The sequence below is a fragment of the Roseburia sp. MSJ-14 genome (genome assembly GCF_018918225.1).
In the GTDB taxonomy this organism is placed as follows: Bacteria; Bacillota; Clostridia; order Lachnospirales; family Lachnospiraceae; genus Petralouisia.
This window is the reverse complement of record NZ_JAHLQD010000026.1, coordinates 28,457-45,150: the sequence shown is the minus strand read 5'-3', so window position 1 is coordinate 45,150 and position 16,694 is coordinate 28,457. Positions and strand designations below refer to the sequence as shown.

The window sequence follows — 16,694 nt, the reverse complement described above, 5'->3', positions numbered from 1 at the left end:
CTTATTTACTACAATAAGCAATAAACGCCTTTTCCTCTCCTTATGTCCATCTTGTGTTCGTTTTTACATACACTCTAACACAATCACTTCGCAGCTTTCAAGTTGCAATTTTTCTCCCACCTGACTTTTTTTCATATTGGATAACGCTACTCTTTTCACTGGATAATTCAGTTTTAATTCCACTGGCTCTGTTCCGAAATTAGCCGCTATCAACATTCTTTTTCCTTCGTCCACACGATAGTATGCCATAACATTGTCTGTATTTTCATACTCCGGAACAAATGTACCATAAGTAAATACTTCTTTATATTCCGGTGATTTTCGCAAAGCAGTCAACTTACGATAATAGTTCAAAACGGAATCCTCGTCTTTTTCCTGACTTTCTACGTTAATTTCCTTATAATTGGAATTTACCTTAAGCCATGGTGTTCCTGTGGTAAATCCTGCATGCTCCTTATCACTCCACTGTACCGGAGTTCTTGCATTATCTCGACTCATTCTTCCGCAAACTTCTAATGCCTCTTTGTCGGAAAGTCCCGCCTCTCGTGCAATATGATACTGGTCTTTGGTACTGATATCGTCATACTCTTCGATGCTATTCCATACAGCATTTTGCATTCCGATTTCCTGTCCCTGATAAATAAACGGAATTCCTCTCAGTAATACGCTTACTGTTCCAAGCATTTTTGTTCCTGCCGGTGTTCTTGCGTATTCCGGTAAAAATCTGGAAACTCCTCTCGGCTCGTCATGGTTTTCAATAATATTTGCTTCAAATCCTGCCTTTTGCACTTCTAACTGTGAATTTACAATGGTTTCTCTCCATTTTTTGAAATCTACTTTTACAGCATCATACCAACCATGCTCTCCATCACTTAAGGAATGAGCACTAAAATCAAAGATTGTTGAAAAATGTCCATCTTCTCCGATAAACTGTGGCAATTCTCCTTCTTTCATATTAAAGACCTCTGCTACGGTAAAAGCGTCATGCTTTTGGAAGGTATTTTTCTTTAAGTCTTCCAAAAATTCTCCTACTCCTTCTACGCTTTCTACCATCTTCCAGCAGCCTGCCATTCCATCCGGACCATCCGGCTCAAAATCCGGAAATTCCAAATTCTTTTTGATATTAATAATGGCATCTATACGAAATCCTGCTAATCCCTTTTCCAGCCACCAGTTCACCATATCATAAAGTTCCTGACGAAGTTTCGGATTTTCCCAATTTAAATCCGGTTGTTCTTTTGCAAACATATGAAGATAATATTTGTTGGTACCCGGAACCGGCTCCCAACAACTTCCTCCGAAATAAGAACGGTAATTGCTTGGAGGATTTCCATTCTTTCCCTCACGGAAGTAAAAGTAATCTGCGTATTCTCCTTCCGGGTCTGCCAATGCCTTTTGAAACCACTCATGCTTATCAGAGCAATGATTGATAACTAAGTCCATGATAATATACATATCACGCTTTTTAGCTTCTGCCAACAACTCATCAAATTCTTCCATAGTTCCGAACTCTTTAGCTATTGCATAATAATCTGCAATGTCATAGCCCTGATCTACAAATGGAGACTTGTAAATAGGAGAAAGCCAGATAATATCAATTCCCAATGCTTTTAAATAATCTAACTTTGAAATAATTCCCCGTAAATCTCCGATTCCATCTCCATTAGTATCCAAAAAACTCTTGGGATAAATCTGATATGCTACTTTATCATGCCACCATTTTCTTTCCATTTTTACGACCTCTCTTTCGCTTTTTCGTTATAATTATTCGTTGTGATATTTTTCTATTTGTATTATACTGCTATTATAAACATGATTTTTTATTTTTTCTTGCAGTATATTTGCCTTTTATGACACAATACTGCTCTTTTGCTTTTTTTATTTTAAAAGGAGGAAAACACATGAAAAAGCTACATTCTCTCGCTTTAGAACAAAAGGAAGATGCGAAACACGGAGAAGCCTTTTTCCCGGTGCAAAAATATATTACTAACTTAAAGCCGGACTATCCCGTAGTAACCACTCATTGGCATGAGGAAGCGGAGTTTACATTAATCACGGAAGGTCAGGCACTCTACCACATTGATCTTGCCGAATATCCGGTAGAAGCAGGTGACCTTTTATTTATTCCCCCTTTGGTGCTCCACTCTATTTCTTTGCAGGAATATCCGAAAATCAGCTCGGAAACCTATGTGTTTCACATGAATTTTCTCGGTGGAAATTCTACTGATATTTGCTCTACCCGTTACTTGACCCCTCTGATGAATCAGGAATTTTCCATGCCTTATCTGATAAAACCGGAACACCCTGCTTATGCTTCTTTGCGAAAGATTTTCAATCAGATAAACTCTTTATACGTAGCGGCTGTTCCCGGATATGAACTTGCCTTGAAGTCCCTATTTTTGCAAACTATTTTTCTATTATTACAGTACAGTAAACGAAATCTTTCTTCTGATACCGGTACTTCTTCCGATAAATTGAAACAAGTATTAGATTATATCGAAGTTCACTATGCTGAAAATATCACAATTTCAGAATTGGCAAAACTGTGCTACTTTAGCGACTACCACTTTATGCGTTTTTTCAAAAAACATATGAATATGACCTGTGTGGAATATATCAATAATCTGCGTTTGGAAAAATCCGTGGAACTGTTTGAACAGGGCAATACTTCTATCTTAGATGTTTCGCTCTCCACCGGTTTTCACAACTTATCTTATTTTCACAAGGTCTTTAAGCGAAAATATCATATGACCCCCAAATCCTTTTTAAAACAATTGGAGTGATTTTCCAAAATTCATAAAAATTGCCATTATATTTTTCTTTTCTTTGCAAATAATAACACCATGATAAGCGACAACATTTTGAAAAGGACATCATTCTTCGGAATGAACCGATTCAGAATGATGCCCTTATCAAAACAAAAAGAAAAATTTGGAGGTGTATCACATGAGTGGATCTAATAACTCTGGTTCTAACACAAGTAAAATGGCAGTACCACAGGCAAAGGAAGCAATGAATCGTTTCAAACAGGAAGTTGCATCTGAAATTGGAGTACCTTTAAAGGAAGGTTACAATGGAGACTTAACTTCTGCTCAGGCTGGTTCTATCGGTGGAGAAATGGTTAAAAAAATGATCATGAAACAGGAACAGCAGATGTCCGGTGGACAGCAGTAAACAGCTGAACGCATAAAAAAGCTTAATGCATAAAAGAAGCAGGTCTTTATGGACTTGCTTCTTTTATGTTTACTTTTTTCCTCTACTTTTTTATAATGGTATTATCACTTTTCAAAGGAGCATACATATGGAAATCGAGCGTAAATTTTTAATTGATACTTTACCGGAAAATCTCTCAGACTATCCCTATCATCAGTTAGAACAGGGATACCTTTGCACAGAACCTGTGGTTCGTATTCGCCGTGAAAATGATGATTACTATCTTACCTACAAATCCAAGGGGCTTATGGTACGGGAAGAATATAATCTGCCATTAACAAAAGAGGCTTACGAACACCTATTGCCTAAAATTGACGGCATTTTAATTTCAAAAAAGCGATATCTCATTCCACTTCTGGAAAATCTCACCATTGAATTGGATATTTTTGAAGGAAAGCTTGCCCCGCTATACCTTGCGGAAGTGGAGTTTGATTCCGAAGAGGCTGCCAATGCATTTATTCCACCGGAATGGTTTGGAAAGGATGTCACTTATTCTTCTGAATATCATAATATTACCCTGAGCCGGAAAAAATTATAAGTTCCGGTCAGGGTAATATTTACTCTGTAACACAAACCTCTGTTGTTCGTTCTGCAATATGTTTTAACTTTTCCAGGGCAAATAAGATAACTCCGCCAAGTAAGAAAAATACAACATGGAATGTCTTCACTCCCATTGCTTCTTGTGGTACATCCAGTGTAGTGGGTCCCATCACAATCGCATATAAGGAACCAAACATCAACCCCAGGATAAAATATATCATAGCAGAACGATGTCTCTCTAATCCTAGTTTTACCAGTTTAATTACCGATAAAATTCCTACAATCACACCGCATCCAAATACAAACAATGCCGGGACGTACTGAAAGTTAAAATGCAAAAATTCTTTAATGCCACTAATAATCGGCACATACAATCCAAAAATCAACAATAGCGTAGAACCGGAAATTCCCGGCAGTACCATGGCTGATATAGCAATCATTGCTACCACGAAAAGATAGATTCCGTTTTTCCAGCTTAACGCTGAAATATCTACGGAACTTCCTGCACCGATATGCTGATTTGAATAAGTAATGGCTACAACTACACCAACTCCAATAAGCGCAAATATGACATTTTTATAATGCCCTATGATACTCTCTTTTTCCTCTCGAAAAATAATAGGAAGAGAAAATATAGTGAGTCCCATAAACAGTGAACACAGTTGATAAATATAAGTATGAAACAGATTTCCGATTACTAACACAGACATGCAAAAACCGATTCCCCATCCACACATTAACTTCACCAGAAAAACAGCCGCCTTCTTTTTCTGTTCTTTATTTCCACTTACCATTGCATCCAAAGAACCTATAAACCGGTCATAAAATCCCATGATAAAAGCAATCGTTCCACCGGAAACTCCCGGTACACTATCTGCCAGGGACATACAAAATCCTTGTATCATTGTCATAATTACTTTCATTTTAAAATAATCCTCCTATGTCATGATTATTTTCATCATATCATAGGAGGCTGTTAAGATTCTGTCCTGAATTGTCTACTTCTGGTACACCGGTGGATTTTTTTCTAAAATATCTCTTACAAATTCTGCTCGCTGGTAGGTCATAAAATCAATGATTTTCACTTCGTTTGCAAATGGTTTTATTGCATTATGTATTTCCTCAAAAATCTTTTTCGCGTTTTCTTCCGGGCAATCTACCACACAAAGATATGCTCTCTCATTATTTTCTTCAATCTTAAGTAAAAAATCTATCCGTTTGATTTGTTCCTGATGTTTTGCATAGGTAAGCATTGCATCTTTTATCAATGTAACTTCCTTTGTTTCTCTTGGAAGTCCCACCATAACCTTAGTGTCTTTCTTGGCTTTCACTTCTTTTACATTGGAGTTTTGTTTGGAACCAAATTCCGCCTGATACCCTTCTGTATTGACAATGTTTTTTATCAAATCTATTGGTAAAAATACCGGTGCTGTTCCAAAGGGATTCAATACCATTCCCGCACTGTTTTTCAACACAAATGCTACGCAGTCTGGAAAACGCAAAATGACTGTTTTGGGCGGATGTTCCTTGGAAAACACATTCTTCCACTTGTGCAATTCTTCCCAATCGGTAAATACCGGAAAAACATCTTTTGTTGCATCCTGTGGATGTTTTAAGGATAAAAATCCCATGGTAGTTCCCTCCCCCATAACACAGGTTCCATTTTCCTGTTTTTGGGGTTCTTTATTCATGTATACCGGTGTAATATAATGTCCATGTGCAATCTGATAAACCAATAGATTAATATACTCCGGTTCCTTATAGAATCTTCCATATTCTCTTGCTAATCCTAAAACATATGGATTTTCTACCGCAGTATCTACATCTACTACCGTCTGTGGTCTTATACTGGTAAGTACTGAAAATCTTGCAATTTGGCTCTTATCTTTTATATCCTTTAACCATATGGCAACCGGCTGATTGGAAGCTTCCTTTACCTTGCCCTGTGGTTTTAATTCCAATCCGCTTACCTCGGTAAGCGTAATTGCATTTCCCGGACACATAATATATGCTGCGTCACCTTCACAAATTGTTCCATGAATGGTTCCTAACACAACAATTCCCTGTTGGTCTTTTAATTGAACTGCATCTTCTACCATATAGGTAAACTTTCTTCCATCATTTGCATAATGGACAGACTGCTGCTCTACGTTCTTTTGTTCCTTCTTTTCGTCCTTTTTTTCTTCTTTCTCGCTTTTTCCAATATTTCTTATTTTATCAAATAAACCCATTTTCTCTACTCTCCTACGTTTTTATATTTTCTTGATGCTATCTTCGATTTCTTTTCCATATACATTTCGATATAAGGCGCGATATTCTTCATATGTAATCTCACAGTTATATGTCAGCACTTCCATTTCTACGCCTCGTACTTCCACATAATAGTCCATTTGCTTCATTCCATTAGACAGATAAAACTTCTTTCTTCTTTTTCTGTCTTCCGCATTTGGTGCCGGTACTCCGGTTCGTTCAATTTCTAAGAAAAAACGTTGCTTTCCATAACGCTCTTGAAGTGCTTTTAATGTTTTAGAACCATTTCCTTTTCCACGACATTCTGTATCAATAGCAAAATAATCCAACAATACCATATCTTCGTATTTTGCAGTAATCGCCTCTCCTCTAAATGCTTCCGGTTCTCTAGCACTATCCTCTGAAATAGCCGCAAGCACTTCTACCGTATTTTGTGCTTCTCTTTCAAGTATCATGGAAAAAGGCTTTTTTTCTTCTTCCGGAAATGCCTCCTCATATAATTGCTCTATTTTGGGTAAATATATTTCTGTTGCACCATTGATTAATTTCATTTTTTAGTTTCGTCCTCCTTGTTATACTTCTACATAATACAGACAAATATCTTCGTATTTTCCATTCTTTAACAGAAATCCCTTTGGTATTGTACCTAAATACTGAAATCCTAAACGTTCATATAAATGTCTTGCATGAATGTTACTTGCCACAACTGCATTAAACTGAAGAATCTTAAATCCATTTTTTCCTGCTTGTAAAATACAATCTTTTACCAGCTTTTCTCCAATATAAAGTCCTCTGCTGGCAGAAGCTACCGCGTAGCTGGCATTTCCAATATGTCCGCATCTTCCGATATTATTGGGATGAAGAATATACAATCCTAAAACATTTCCGGTTTCCACCTCTTCTGCAACTGCACAATAGGTTTTTGATTTGCGAAAAATTCTTTTCCTAAAATCTCATCCAAATAATCCTCCTGCGGAAAAGCACTCCTTCTTCTACCACTTCATTCCAGATGTCTACCATTTTTCCGATATCCTTGGATTGATATTTTCGAATTATAATATTTTCATCCATTTGTTTTCCTTCTTTCTGCTAAATCCTTTTCTAACAAATAATCTTATCATATGTTGCAAGAGTTTGCTATGTTGATTTTATATTCTAGATAAACCTCACTGAAAAACACGGCTCCTTCACTTCAAATACCATCTCTTCACAGTTTCCATTTTTATAAACTTTTCCATCCTTTAATTCATATGTAATTTCTTTCATCTCTTTCTTTTTATCCCCGTAAGGATACCAAAACCATTTTACTTTTTTTGCCTGATGAATTGCAAACTCCTTTGTCGTATTAATAATTTCCGTTGGTTCTAAAACTACTAAGCACTCTTCTTTATCAAAAACTATTTTTAATACATTATTTTCATATGAATATTTTTTTATTCTATGCAAATTATCCATTGGTCTTCCAAACCAATCATTATAAAAACAAAGTGACCCTGTCTCCTTTTTTATTTTCAGCCTTTTCCAATATTTTTTGTCTTTTTTTTGCAATATTTCTTTTCTCACTATCTGGGTTGCCTCTTGCAATGCTTCTGAATATCTTTTCTTTAATTTTATCTTTTTTCTACTAGATTCTATTTGTAGGAAATATTGTTTTTTATTATCTACACAAACAGTTCCTACAACCTCTTCTCCTAAGCATATACAGCATGGCGTTACCGGTCCATATCCATACTCACATTCCGCATAAATACAACTTTTACATTTTGGACAAAATACTATAATATTTGCACTAGGCACATAAGGGACCTTCCAATCACAATACCGACATTCTACTGTTTCCATATTTTACTTTTCACCTATAAAATGATTAACCTTTCTATACTCCTTTATTTAATTAGCGGTATATCTATTTTCCATAGACATACCGCCACTTTTTCATTCTTAATTTTCAAATGCAAGCATATTTCCTAGCGGAATTTCAAATCCAATCGCCTGATACATCTTCAAGTCACAATCTGCGCATCCCACAGTTAGGAAACCTACTCCGCTTGTCTGAAATGCAAACTGAGCCAATTGTCTTGCAATTCCTTGATGTCTGTATGCCGGCTCAATGTAAAAATCCTCAAACACCCCTGCCTTTCCGTATTGAAAGGTGGAGTATGTAACGCATACGGAACAACATCCTACTAATCTTTCTTCGCAAATACATCCATAAAAATATATCTGTTCTGTTTCAATTGCCTGATATAGGCTTTGAAATTCTTCTGTTTTGGGACTATCTTCCCCAATCTCTGCCTTATACGCTGTTTGCAATTTTTTCAATTCTTCAAAATTTTCTGTTATAATTTTCACGAACTTCATTATCGTGTCCTCCATTTTTTATTTGGAGGATTATTTATTGTGCATCCTCCAGTTACACAAAATTGTATTCTTCATAAAAAATCATCCTTTCCGTTCTTTATTTATTACAACGCCTAAGCGATGAATAGCTACTATTTACTTAAACTATTTTATCATAAAACCATTATTATTTTAACCTTTATTTCTTTTTTAATTAAATCAAATTTACAATCCAGGCTACTACTACCGCAACGATTGCAAATGTAGGGATTCCCCGTAAGAAAGCATAGATATGTTTTTGTGGATTTTGATACATTTCTTTTTCGGGTATGAATGAAAAGCGGATTTATTACACTAATTTCATATATAAAAGTGGATACGGATTTCCTTCTCCATCATAATCGGTTCTTTTATATATTGCAAAACCCAAATGCTTATAAAATCCATCTGCCTGAGGATTCTGCTCATTAACAGTAACTTCCTGTATACGATAATTCTGAATAGCGTATTGCATTAGTTCTTTTCCAAGTCCCTTTCCACGCTCTCCCGGAGAAAGAAACAGCATTTCTAAACGATTATTCTCTACGCCCATAAAAGCAACTGGTTCTCCCGACTCCCTTTCAGCAACTATCAAGTGCGCAACTCCATTTAGAGCCTCTGGAACGTATTCCCTAATCTGCTTTATTTCTGTATCAGGCTGGAAAAGATGTGTTGCTCGAACTGACTCTTCCCACACAATCAAAAGTTGTTAATTTCACTCCTTTTTTCTCATCCATATCACAACCGTTCTTTGGGCTTAATTCTGTTCTATTGTATCAATAATGATATCAATTGTATTCCCAACGAAACTGACTTTTCTTTCACTGATAATCTCACCATTTAATGATATTGTGACTACAGCAATTGCAAGTTGATTCTCTTTTGAATAATTTGTATCACCCATTAATGTCTGCCACTGTACATCTATATCGTCTTTTGTTATTTTATCAGTAGTCTTAATTTCATAACTCATATCTTTACAAAATGCAGAATTTGAACTTGAAGCAACTTTAATCCCTGTATCTTCCTGGTATACTTTAATGGTATAGAAAACCTTATCTTCATCTTTTTCAATATATTCTTCATTTGGGGATATCGTACTTTCATAAATTGCTTTAGAATTATCACTATCAGTAGATGGGGTATGTCCATTACTGCATCCAGTTAAAGAAAAAATAAGAATAAGTACCAAAATTCCCTCAAAAAATTTTTTCATACAATTTCTCCTTATACAATTATCCATTTTTCGCTAATTATATCATTTAACATAGTACATATCAATAATATATAATATTGCCTCTAAGATTTTCGCAACCTCGATTCCGCTTCGCTTCATCTCAGTTCGGGCTTGCGCCCTACTGAAAAAGAGAAAATCAGCTTCTAGAAAGTAAACTTTCTGAAAGCTGATTTTCTCTTTTTCTGCACTGCTTGTAGCTTTAAATGTTTTTGACTGTTGCGATATCTACAAGATTAAGTTCTTTATTTTCGTTTGCATGCTCTAAGCTTCGTGCTAATGCATTAGCTGTATCCATTGCTGTGATACAGTAAACACCTGTTTCGATTGCATTTCTACGAATCAAGAATCCGTCTCTTGTCTTATCACGTCCCTGTGTTGGAGTATCAATTACAAGGTCAATCTTATGTCCAAGAATTAAGTCCATTACATTTGGTGATTCCTGAGAAATCTTATTGATTCTCAATGCATCTACTCCATGCTCCTGCAAATATTTTGCTGTACTTCTGGTTGCATATATCTTATATCCCAGTTTTTCAAAACGCTTTGCTACACCTACTGCTTCCGGCTTATCTGCGTCTTTTACTGTCATAATCATCTGCTTATATTTTGGCAACTGTACGCCTGCACCTAAGAATGCTTTATACAGTGCTTCATCAAAGCTCTTTCCAATACCAAGACACTCTCCTGTGGACTTCATTTCCGGTCCAAGGCTGATTTCTGCACCACGCAGTTTTTCAAAGGAGAATACCGGCATCTTAATTGCAATGTAATCTGCCTCTGGTGCAAGTCCTGTTGGGTATCCCATTCCTTTTAAGGTATTTCCAATGATTACCTTCGTTGCAAGATCTACAATTGGAATTCCTGTTACCTTACTGATATATGGTACGGTTCTGGAAGAACGTGGATTTACCTCGATTACATATACTTCTTCGTCCATAGCAATGAACTGAATGTTGATTAAACCTACAACATGAAGTGCTTTTGCCAATCTTCCGGTATAATCTACGATAGTATCTTTTACTTTCTGGCTAATGGTTGGTGCAGGATATACGGATATACTATCTCCGGAATGAACTCCTGTACGCTCGATGTGCTCCATAATACCAGGAATTAAAATATCTTCGCCATCACACACTGCATCTACTTCAATTTCTTTTCCCTGTAAATACTTATCTACCAAAATTGGATGATCCTGTGCAATTCGGTTAATGATTTCCATAAATTCTTCGATTTCCTGATCAGAGTATGCAATCTGCATTCCCTGTCCACCTAATACATAAGAAGGACGAACCAATACCGGATATCCCAAACGATTTGCAACTGCTTTTGCTTCTTCTGCTGTAAATACAGTTCCACCTGCTGCTCTTGGAATCTCTGTCTGCTCTAATATTTTATCAAATAACTCACGGTCTTCTGCCGCATCTACATCTTCTGCCTTTGTTCCTAAAATCGGAACTCCCATCTTCATGAGACTCTCTGTTAATTTGATTGCTGTCTGTCCACCAAACTGAACAACTGCTCCATCCGGTTTTTCTAAACGAACAATGCTTTCCACATCTTCCGGTGTTAATGGCTCAAAATACAACTTATCTGCAATATCAAAGTCGGTAGATACGGTTTCCGGGTTATTATTTACAATAATTGTCTCATAACCTTCTTTTGCAAATGCCCATGTACAGTGTACAGAACAGTAGTCGAACTCGATACCCTGTCCAATACGGATTGGTCCGGAACCAAGTACTAAAACTTTCTTTCTGTCATTGGTTTCTACTGCTTCGTTTTCACTACCAAAGCAGGAATAATAATATGGTGTTTCTGCTGCAAATTCTGCTGCACAGGTATCAACCATCTTATAAGCTGCTGTAATACCGTTTGCATAACGCATATCACGAATTTCTGTCTCGTCTTTTCCTGTCAAACGTGCGATAACATTATCCGGGAATTCAATACGTTTTGCTTCTTTTAATAAATCTACAGTAAGTTCCTCTTTTTCAAGACGCTCTTCCATTTCTACTAAAATAGCAATCTTATCAATAAACCAGTGGTCAATCATGGTAATCGCATGAATCTCGTCATAAGTAACACCCTTACGAAGTGCCTCTGCAATAACCCAGATTCTACGGTCATCTACTACTTCTAACTGTTTTAACACTTCTTCTTTGGAAAGTGCACTGAAATCATAAGATCTCATGCAATCTACATGCTGCTCCAAAGAACGAATTGCCTTCATTAAAGCACCTTCAAAGTTATTACAAATACTCATAACTTCTCCGGTTGCTTTCATCTGAGTAGTTAATGTTCTCTTTGCTGTAATAAACTTATCAAACGGAAGTCTTGGTATCTTAACAACACAATAGTCAAGCATTGGTTCAAAACTTGCATAAGTTTTTCCGGTAATTGCGTTCTTAATCTCATCCAAGGTATATCCTAATGCAATCTTTGCTGCAACCTTAGCAATCGGATATCCGGTGGCTTTACTTGCTAATGCAGAAGAACGGCTTACACGAGGATTTACTTCGATAACACAATATTCAAAGCTGTTTGGATTCAATGCATACTGTACATTACATCCACCGGTAATATTTAATTCAGAAATAATATTAAGTGCGGAAGTACGAAGCATCTGGTACTCTTTATCACTTAATGTCTGGGATGGTGCTACTACAATACTATCTCCGGTATGAACACCAACTGGGTCAATATTTTCCATGTTACATACGGTAATTACATTTCCCGCAGCATCACGCATTACTTCGTATTCGATTTCTTTCCATCCGGCAATACAACGCTCTACCAATACTTCACCAACACGGCTCAAACGCAGTCCGTTTGTTAAAATATCGATTAATTCTGTTTCGTTATGAGCGATACCACCGCCGCTTCCACCTAAGGTATAAGCAGGTCTTAAAACTACCGGATAACCAATGGTATTCGTAAAGGCAATACCGTCTTCTACGTTATGCACAACTAAAGATGGTGCACATGGCTCACCGATTTTTTCCATGGTGTCTTTAAATGCCTGACGGTCTTCTGCCTTAAAGATTGTCTCTGCTGTGGTACCGATTAACTTTACTCCGTTTTTCTCTAAGAATCCGGATTCTGCTAATTCCATACCAAGGTTCAGTCCAGCCTGTCCACCTAAGGTTGGCAATACGCTGTCTGGCTTTTCTTTTAAAATAATCTGCTCCAAGACTTTTGCAGTTAAAGGCTCAATATATACCTTATCTGCAATGTCCTTATCTGTCATAATTGTTGCAGGATTGGAGTTTACCAAAATTACTTCAATGCCTTCTTCCTTTAAAGAACGGCATGCCTGTGTTCCTGCATAGTCAAATTCTGCTGCCTGTCCGATAACAATAGGACCGGAACCGATTACTAATACTTTCTTAATATTTTGATTCTTTGGCATTACTGGTTCCCTCCCATCATATTGATAAATCTGTCAAATAAGTATCCACTATCCTGTGGTCCCGGACATGCCTCCGGATGAAACTGTACGGTAAAAATATTCTTACCTGTATATTTTAATCCTTCGTTGGTTCCATCATTTACATTGATAAACGCCGGAACTGCTACCTTTGGATCAAGATTGTCAGTATCTACTACATATCCGTGATTCTGAGAAGAAATATATACTCTTCCTGTCTCTAAATCCTTAACCGGATGGTTTCCACCACGATGTCCGTATTTCATCTTATGAGTATCTGCTCCGGTTGCTAATGCCATTAACTGATGTCCTAAGCAAATAGCAAAAATCGGAACTTCTGAATCATATAATTTCTTGATTTCTTTTATAATCTCAGTACATTCCTTTGGATCTCCAGGTCCATTACTTAACATAATTCCATCTGGATTCGATGCCAAAATTTCTTCTGCGCTGGTATGTGCCGGATATATCGTCACATCACAACCACGCTGGTTTAAAGAACGGGCAATATTCTTCTTTGCACCCAAGTCTAACAGTGCAACCTTTTTTCCTTTTCCGCTTAACTTGGAAGATTCTTTACATGTTACCTTATCTACAACATTTCCTGTGGTATATTCTTTTAATTTTGGAATAATCTCGTCAATGTTGTAATTTTCATTGGTAGTAATCATACCATTCATCGTTCCCTTTTCACGGAGAATCTTTGTTAATGCTCTTGTATCAATTCCTGCAATTCCAGGAATGTCATGCTTTTTCAAAAAGTCCTGAATGGTTCCTTCACAACGGAAATTGCTTGGCATTCTAGATAATTCTCTTACAATATATCCATCCGGCCATGGCTTTTCAGATTCCATATCCGGTGTGATACCGTAATTTCCAATTAACGGATATGTCATGACTACTGCCTGTCCAGCATAAGATGGGTCTGTTAAGACCTCTAGATAACCCGTCATTGACGTGTTAAAAACGATTTCGCTAATGATTTCTTTTGTAGAACCAATGCTTGTCCCTTCAAACACCGTTCCATCTTCCAATATTAGAAATGCTTTCATTTATTTACCTTGCCCTTTCTATATGAATCTCTTATGTCACCTAATTTTTTACAAAAAAAAAGAGGGATTCTTTTTTTTCATAAGGGTTCTAACATACTTGTTTATTTGTGCTTCTTCCTATTATAAATGTATAGGCGCACACATAGTATGCCTAAATTGTAAAAATTCTACCATAACCAGCATTTTTTTTCAACTGTTTTTTTATACAAAATTCTTCCAATTTTATGCTTTTTTATTGAACTTCGATTCTTCCTGCTCTTTTTCCATATTAAAATACTGCTCTCTGTCGTTGTGGGGAAACAGCTTTTCCATGTAAAGACTTCCCAGTAAATTCTTCACTTTTTCCGTTTTCACCTCTTGAATTGGGAGTTCTTTCATATCCATTTTTCGCAAATTATCCAAAATCTGCTCCATGCTCTCTCTTTTCAGCACCACCGGCTCACCTGTTGGAACTTCTGTTTCTTCCGAAAGATTTTCTTTCACCTCTTTTTTCGTTTCTTCCGGTTTCAACAATTCCTTTGTCTCCGGAATGTTGTACACAAGATTCTGACAAGTCTTGGCAAAACATTCCGGATCATACTTTGCTAAAAAAGTCAAATCATCCATAGTCAGTGACCGCTTATTGTAAATTTTAATATAAATATCTGCAAGACGAATCTTATTTTCCATATCCCATACCCTCCTGTTATTTATAGCATAACACATTTCAGGGCTTTTTTCTATACATACATTCTCCAATAATGTTTTGGGTCCTGATAAGAAGCATTTTCCATTCCATTGGTAGAAATAACAGGTAGTTCTCCTTGTACTTTCACATAAGCAAGACCATTATTGTTTCCGAATAACTCCAGCGTGGAGATTGCACATATACGATCTACCGGATAACTGCAACCGGTATATTTATCTGTGCTGTAACATGTTGCAGAGGATTCAAACAGAAAATAGGTATTGGTTCCGTCACATACAAATTCTTCTGCCATTGGCGGGAATTTGCAGGAATTGTAGTTATAGTATAAATTTCCATCACTGTTAAGGTCTTTTACCACCTGATAAAAATATATATCAGAATGAAAATGTCTTCCCTGAGAGGTAGATACTGCCATATAGGTTTTTCCGTCACATTCCATAAAGGAAACGCCATTTGCAAATCCTGGAATAGAAATTTGTTCCTGTTTTACAAGCTGTAACTCTTCTCCTTCTACAATGTCATAGCTTCGTAAAGTTCCCATTCCACTGGTTCGGTTGGAATAAGTTCCCACCCAAATACGATTGTTATGGTATTCAATAAAGGATGCTACTGCTCCGCAATCTACATTTTGTGTATAATTATCCAAAAAATAACTACCTTTTGATGTATTTACTGCTGTTTCAATTACATCATAATCAATTACACTGCATTTACGAGTGGTGCTTTTTGCAATCCAAACTCGTTCTCCATCGAAAGCAACTCCACCTACATGATTCGCATCCGGAAGTACGATTGTAGTCAACAACTGACGATTTTGAGGATTTTTATTTGACAATACATACATTACAGAATTAGCTCCTGAACTATCATAAGCGGTCACTAACATATAATCCTTTGCCACACAAATTCCCTGTGGTACCATTTGATTGCTGATACTTCCCATAACATCCGTTGCAGCTAATCCGGGAATTGCACTGGAATACTCTTCCTGATACATGCTCTTAAAAGTTCTATAACGGTTTAAAGTTTGTTCAAATTCTTTATTATAACGATAATCTGTACTGGTAATATTATCAACAGAGGCTGTTTGTTCTAAGCGATAAAAAAAGGAAACGACCGCACTGATCCTGCCTCCTGCAAAAAGGAGCCACCATGCCGCCGTTATTACTGTTAAAACTACACTATATTTTAAAAATGTTGCTGTATTTTTTCTCATATGCTGTCGCCACCTTTGCTGTTAGTTTTGTACAATTACTTTTCTTGTAATTATAGTATAACCAACTTTTGTTTAGACAGCATTAACAAAAAATGTACATTTTGTTAACATTCTTTGTTAATTTAATCCAATTTTATCCATTTTTTCACAAATAGCCTTTACTAATACCTCTTCTGACGGCATTCTGCCTGTCCCCTTGTCTCCATTTGCTAATATTCCATCTTCCGGAGCTATTATATCATAACCAAATTTTTCTAATTTTTGCACATTTTCCTGCACGATTGAATTATGGTACATGTTATGATTCATAGACGGTGCCACAAGTTTCGGACAATTACATGCCATTACGGTTGTTGTGAGCATATCATCTGCGATGCCATTGGCAATTTTTCCAATGATATTAGCTGTTGCCGGAGCTATTAGTACAATATCTGCCTGTTTTGCAAGGGAAACATGTTCTACAGAAAATTCAAAATTTCGGTCAAAAGTATCAATTAAACATTTATTTCCTGTTAATGTTTCAAAGGTAATTGCTGTTGCAAAATTCGTTGCATTTTCTGTCATAAGTACATGCACATTGCAATTTAATTTTTTTAACATGCTGGCTACATTTGGCATTTTATAGGCAGCAATTCCTCCTGATACTGCAAGTAATACGGTTTTTCCCTGTAACATAAGTTTCCCTTACCTTT

General features: G+C 36.5%; 15 protein-coding genes and 2 pseudogenes. 3 read left to right on the top strand and 14 right to left on the bottom strand.

Going from position 1 to position 16,694, the window contains the following annotated elements:
• Positions 1-63: 63 nt before the first annotated feature.
• Positions 64-1,731 (bottom strand): glycoside hydrolase family 13 protein, encoded by a 1,668-nt coding sequence (locus KQI83_RS10070; RefSeq protein ID WP_216557263.1) that lies wholly within the window; start codon positions 1,729-1,731, stop codon positions 64-66.
• 170 nt (positions 1,732-1,901) lie between these two features.
• Here KQI83_RS10070 and KQI83_RS10065 point away from each other — a divergent pair, with 170 nt between their 5' ends.
• The 3 genes from KQI83_RS10065 (at position 1,902) to KQI83_RS10055 (ending at position 3,751) form a co-directional block, all read left to right on the top strand.
• Positions 1,902-2,783 (top strand): helix-turn-helix transcriptional regulator, encoded by an 882-nt coding sequence (locus KQI83_RS10065; RefSeq protein WP_216557261.1) that lies wholly within the window; start codon positions 1,902-1,904, stop codon positions 2,781-2,783.
• Between the two features lie 163 nt (positions 2,784-2,946).
• Entirely contained in the window at positions 2,947-3,174 is a 228-nt protein-coding gene (locus KQI83_RS10060; protein WP_075720742.1) for an alpha/beta-type small acid-soluble spore protein, read from the top strand.
• Positions 3,175-3,301: 127 nt separating this feature from the next.
• Complete coding sequence (locus tag KQI83_RS10055) at positions 3,302-3,751, top strand: CYTH domain-containing protein (RefSeq protein ID WP_216557259.1); 450 nt, start codon at positions 3,302-3,304, stop codon at positions 3,749-3,751.
• Between the two features lie 19 nt (positions 3,752-3,770).
• On the opposite strand, the gene KQI83_RS10050 is transcribed toward KQI83_RS10055, so the two are convergent.
• The 13 genes and pseudogenes from KQI83_RS10050 to KQI83_RS09990 form a co-directional block, all read right to left on the bottom strand.
• The gene (locus tag KQI83_RS10050) at positions 3,771-4,676 is read right to left on the bottom strand and encodes a DUF368 domain-containing protein (RefSeq protein WP_330622364.1); all 906 of its coding nucleotides are present in this window, start codon (positions 4,674-4,676) and stop codon (positions 3,771-3,773) included.
• 75 nt (positions 4,677-4,751) lie between these two features.
• Positions 4,752-5,984 carry an enhanced serine sensitivity protein SseB C-terminal domain-containing protein gene (locus KQI83_RS10045; protein ID WP_216557257.1) on the bottom strand — a complete coding sequence of 411 codons (1,233 nt, stop codon included), beginning with the start codon at positions 5,982-5,984 and terminating at the stop codon, positions 4,752-4,754.
• Positions 5,985-6,005: 21 nt separating this feature from the next.
• On the bottom strand, positions 6,006-6,554 hold the full coding sequence (locus KQI83_RS10040) for a hypothetical protein (RefSeq protein ID WP_216557254.1): 549 nt from the start codon (positions 6,552-6,554) through the stop codon (positions 6,006-6,008).
• 21 nt (positions 6,555-6,575) lie between these two features.
• Positions 6,576-7,074, bottom strand: a pseudogene (locus KQI83_RS10035) (GNAT family N-acetyltransferase).
• Positions 7,075-7,158: 84 nt separating this feature from the next.
• A complete protein-coding gene (locus tag KQI83_RS10030; RefSeq protein WP_216557251.1) occupies positions 7,159-7,845 on the bottom strand; it encodes a hypothetical protein in 687 nt (228 codons plus the stop codon).
• A gap of 99 nt (positions 7,846-7,944) precedes the next feature.
• Positions 7,945-8,364 (bottom strand): GNAT family N-acetyltransferase, encoded by a 420-nt coding sequence (locus tag KQI83_RS10025; RefSeq protein WP_216557248.1) that lies wholly within the window; start codon positions 8,362-8,364, stop codon positions 7,945-7,947.
• A gap of 328 nt (positions 8,365-8,692) precedes the next feature.
• Positions 8,693-9,079, bottom strand: coding sequence for a GNAT family N-acetyltransferase (locus KQI83_RS10020; RefSeq protein ID WP_330622388.1), 387 nt, complete (start codon positions 9,077-9,079; stop codon positions 8,693-8,695).
• A gap of 60 nt (positions 9,080-9,139) precedes the next feature.
• Entirely contained in the window at positions 9,140-9,598 is a 459-nt protein-coding gene (locus KQI83_RS10015; protein ID WP_216557242.1) for a hypothetical protein, read from the bottom strand.
• Positions 9,599-9,818: 220 nt separating this feature from the next.
• Complete coding sequence (carB, locus tag KQI83_RS10010; protein ID WP_216557239.1) at positions 9,819-13,028, bottom strand: carbamoyl-phosphate synthase large subunit; 3,210 nt, start codon at positions 13,026-13,028, stop codon at positions 9,819-9,821.
• On the bottom strand, positions 13,028-14,098 hold the full coding sequence (locus KQI83_RS10005) for a carbamoyl phosphate synthase small subunit (RefSeq protein WP_216557236.1): 1,071 nt from the start codon (positions 14,096-14,098) through the stop codon (positions 13,028-13,030). The genes carB and KQI83_RS10005 overlap by 1 nt, the downstream gene beginning before the upstream one ends.
• Positions 14,099-14,320: 222 nt before the next feature.
• Positions 14,321-14,767 (bottom strand): hypothetical protein, encoded by a 447-nt coding sequence (locus KQI83_RS10000; RefSeq protein ID WP_216557234.1) that lies wholly within the window; start codon positions 14,765-14,767, stop codon positions 14,321-14,323.
• Positions 14,768-14,817: 50 nt separating this feature from the next.
• Positions 14,818-16,002 carry a hypothetical protein gene (locus KQI83_RS09995; RefSeq protein ID WP_216557232.1) on the bottom strand — a complete coding sequence of 395 codons (1,185 nt, stop codon included), beginning with the start codon at positions 16,000-16,002 and terminating at the stop codon, positions 14,818-14,820.
• A gap of 138 nt (positions 16,003-16,140) precedes the next feature.
• Positions 16,141-16,677, bottom strand: a pseudogene (locus KQI83_RS09990) (flavoprotein); the annotation flags it as partial.
• Between the last annotated feature and the right edge of the window lie 17 nt (positions 16,678-16,694).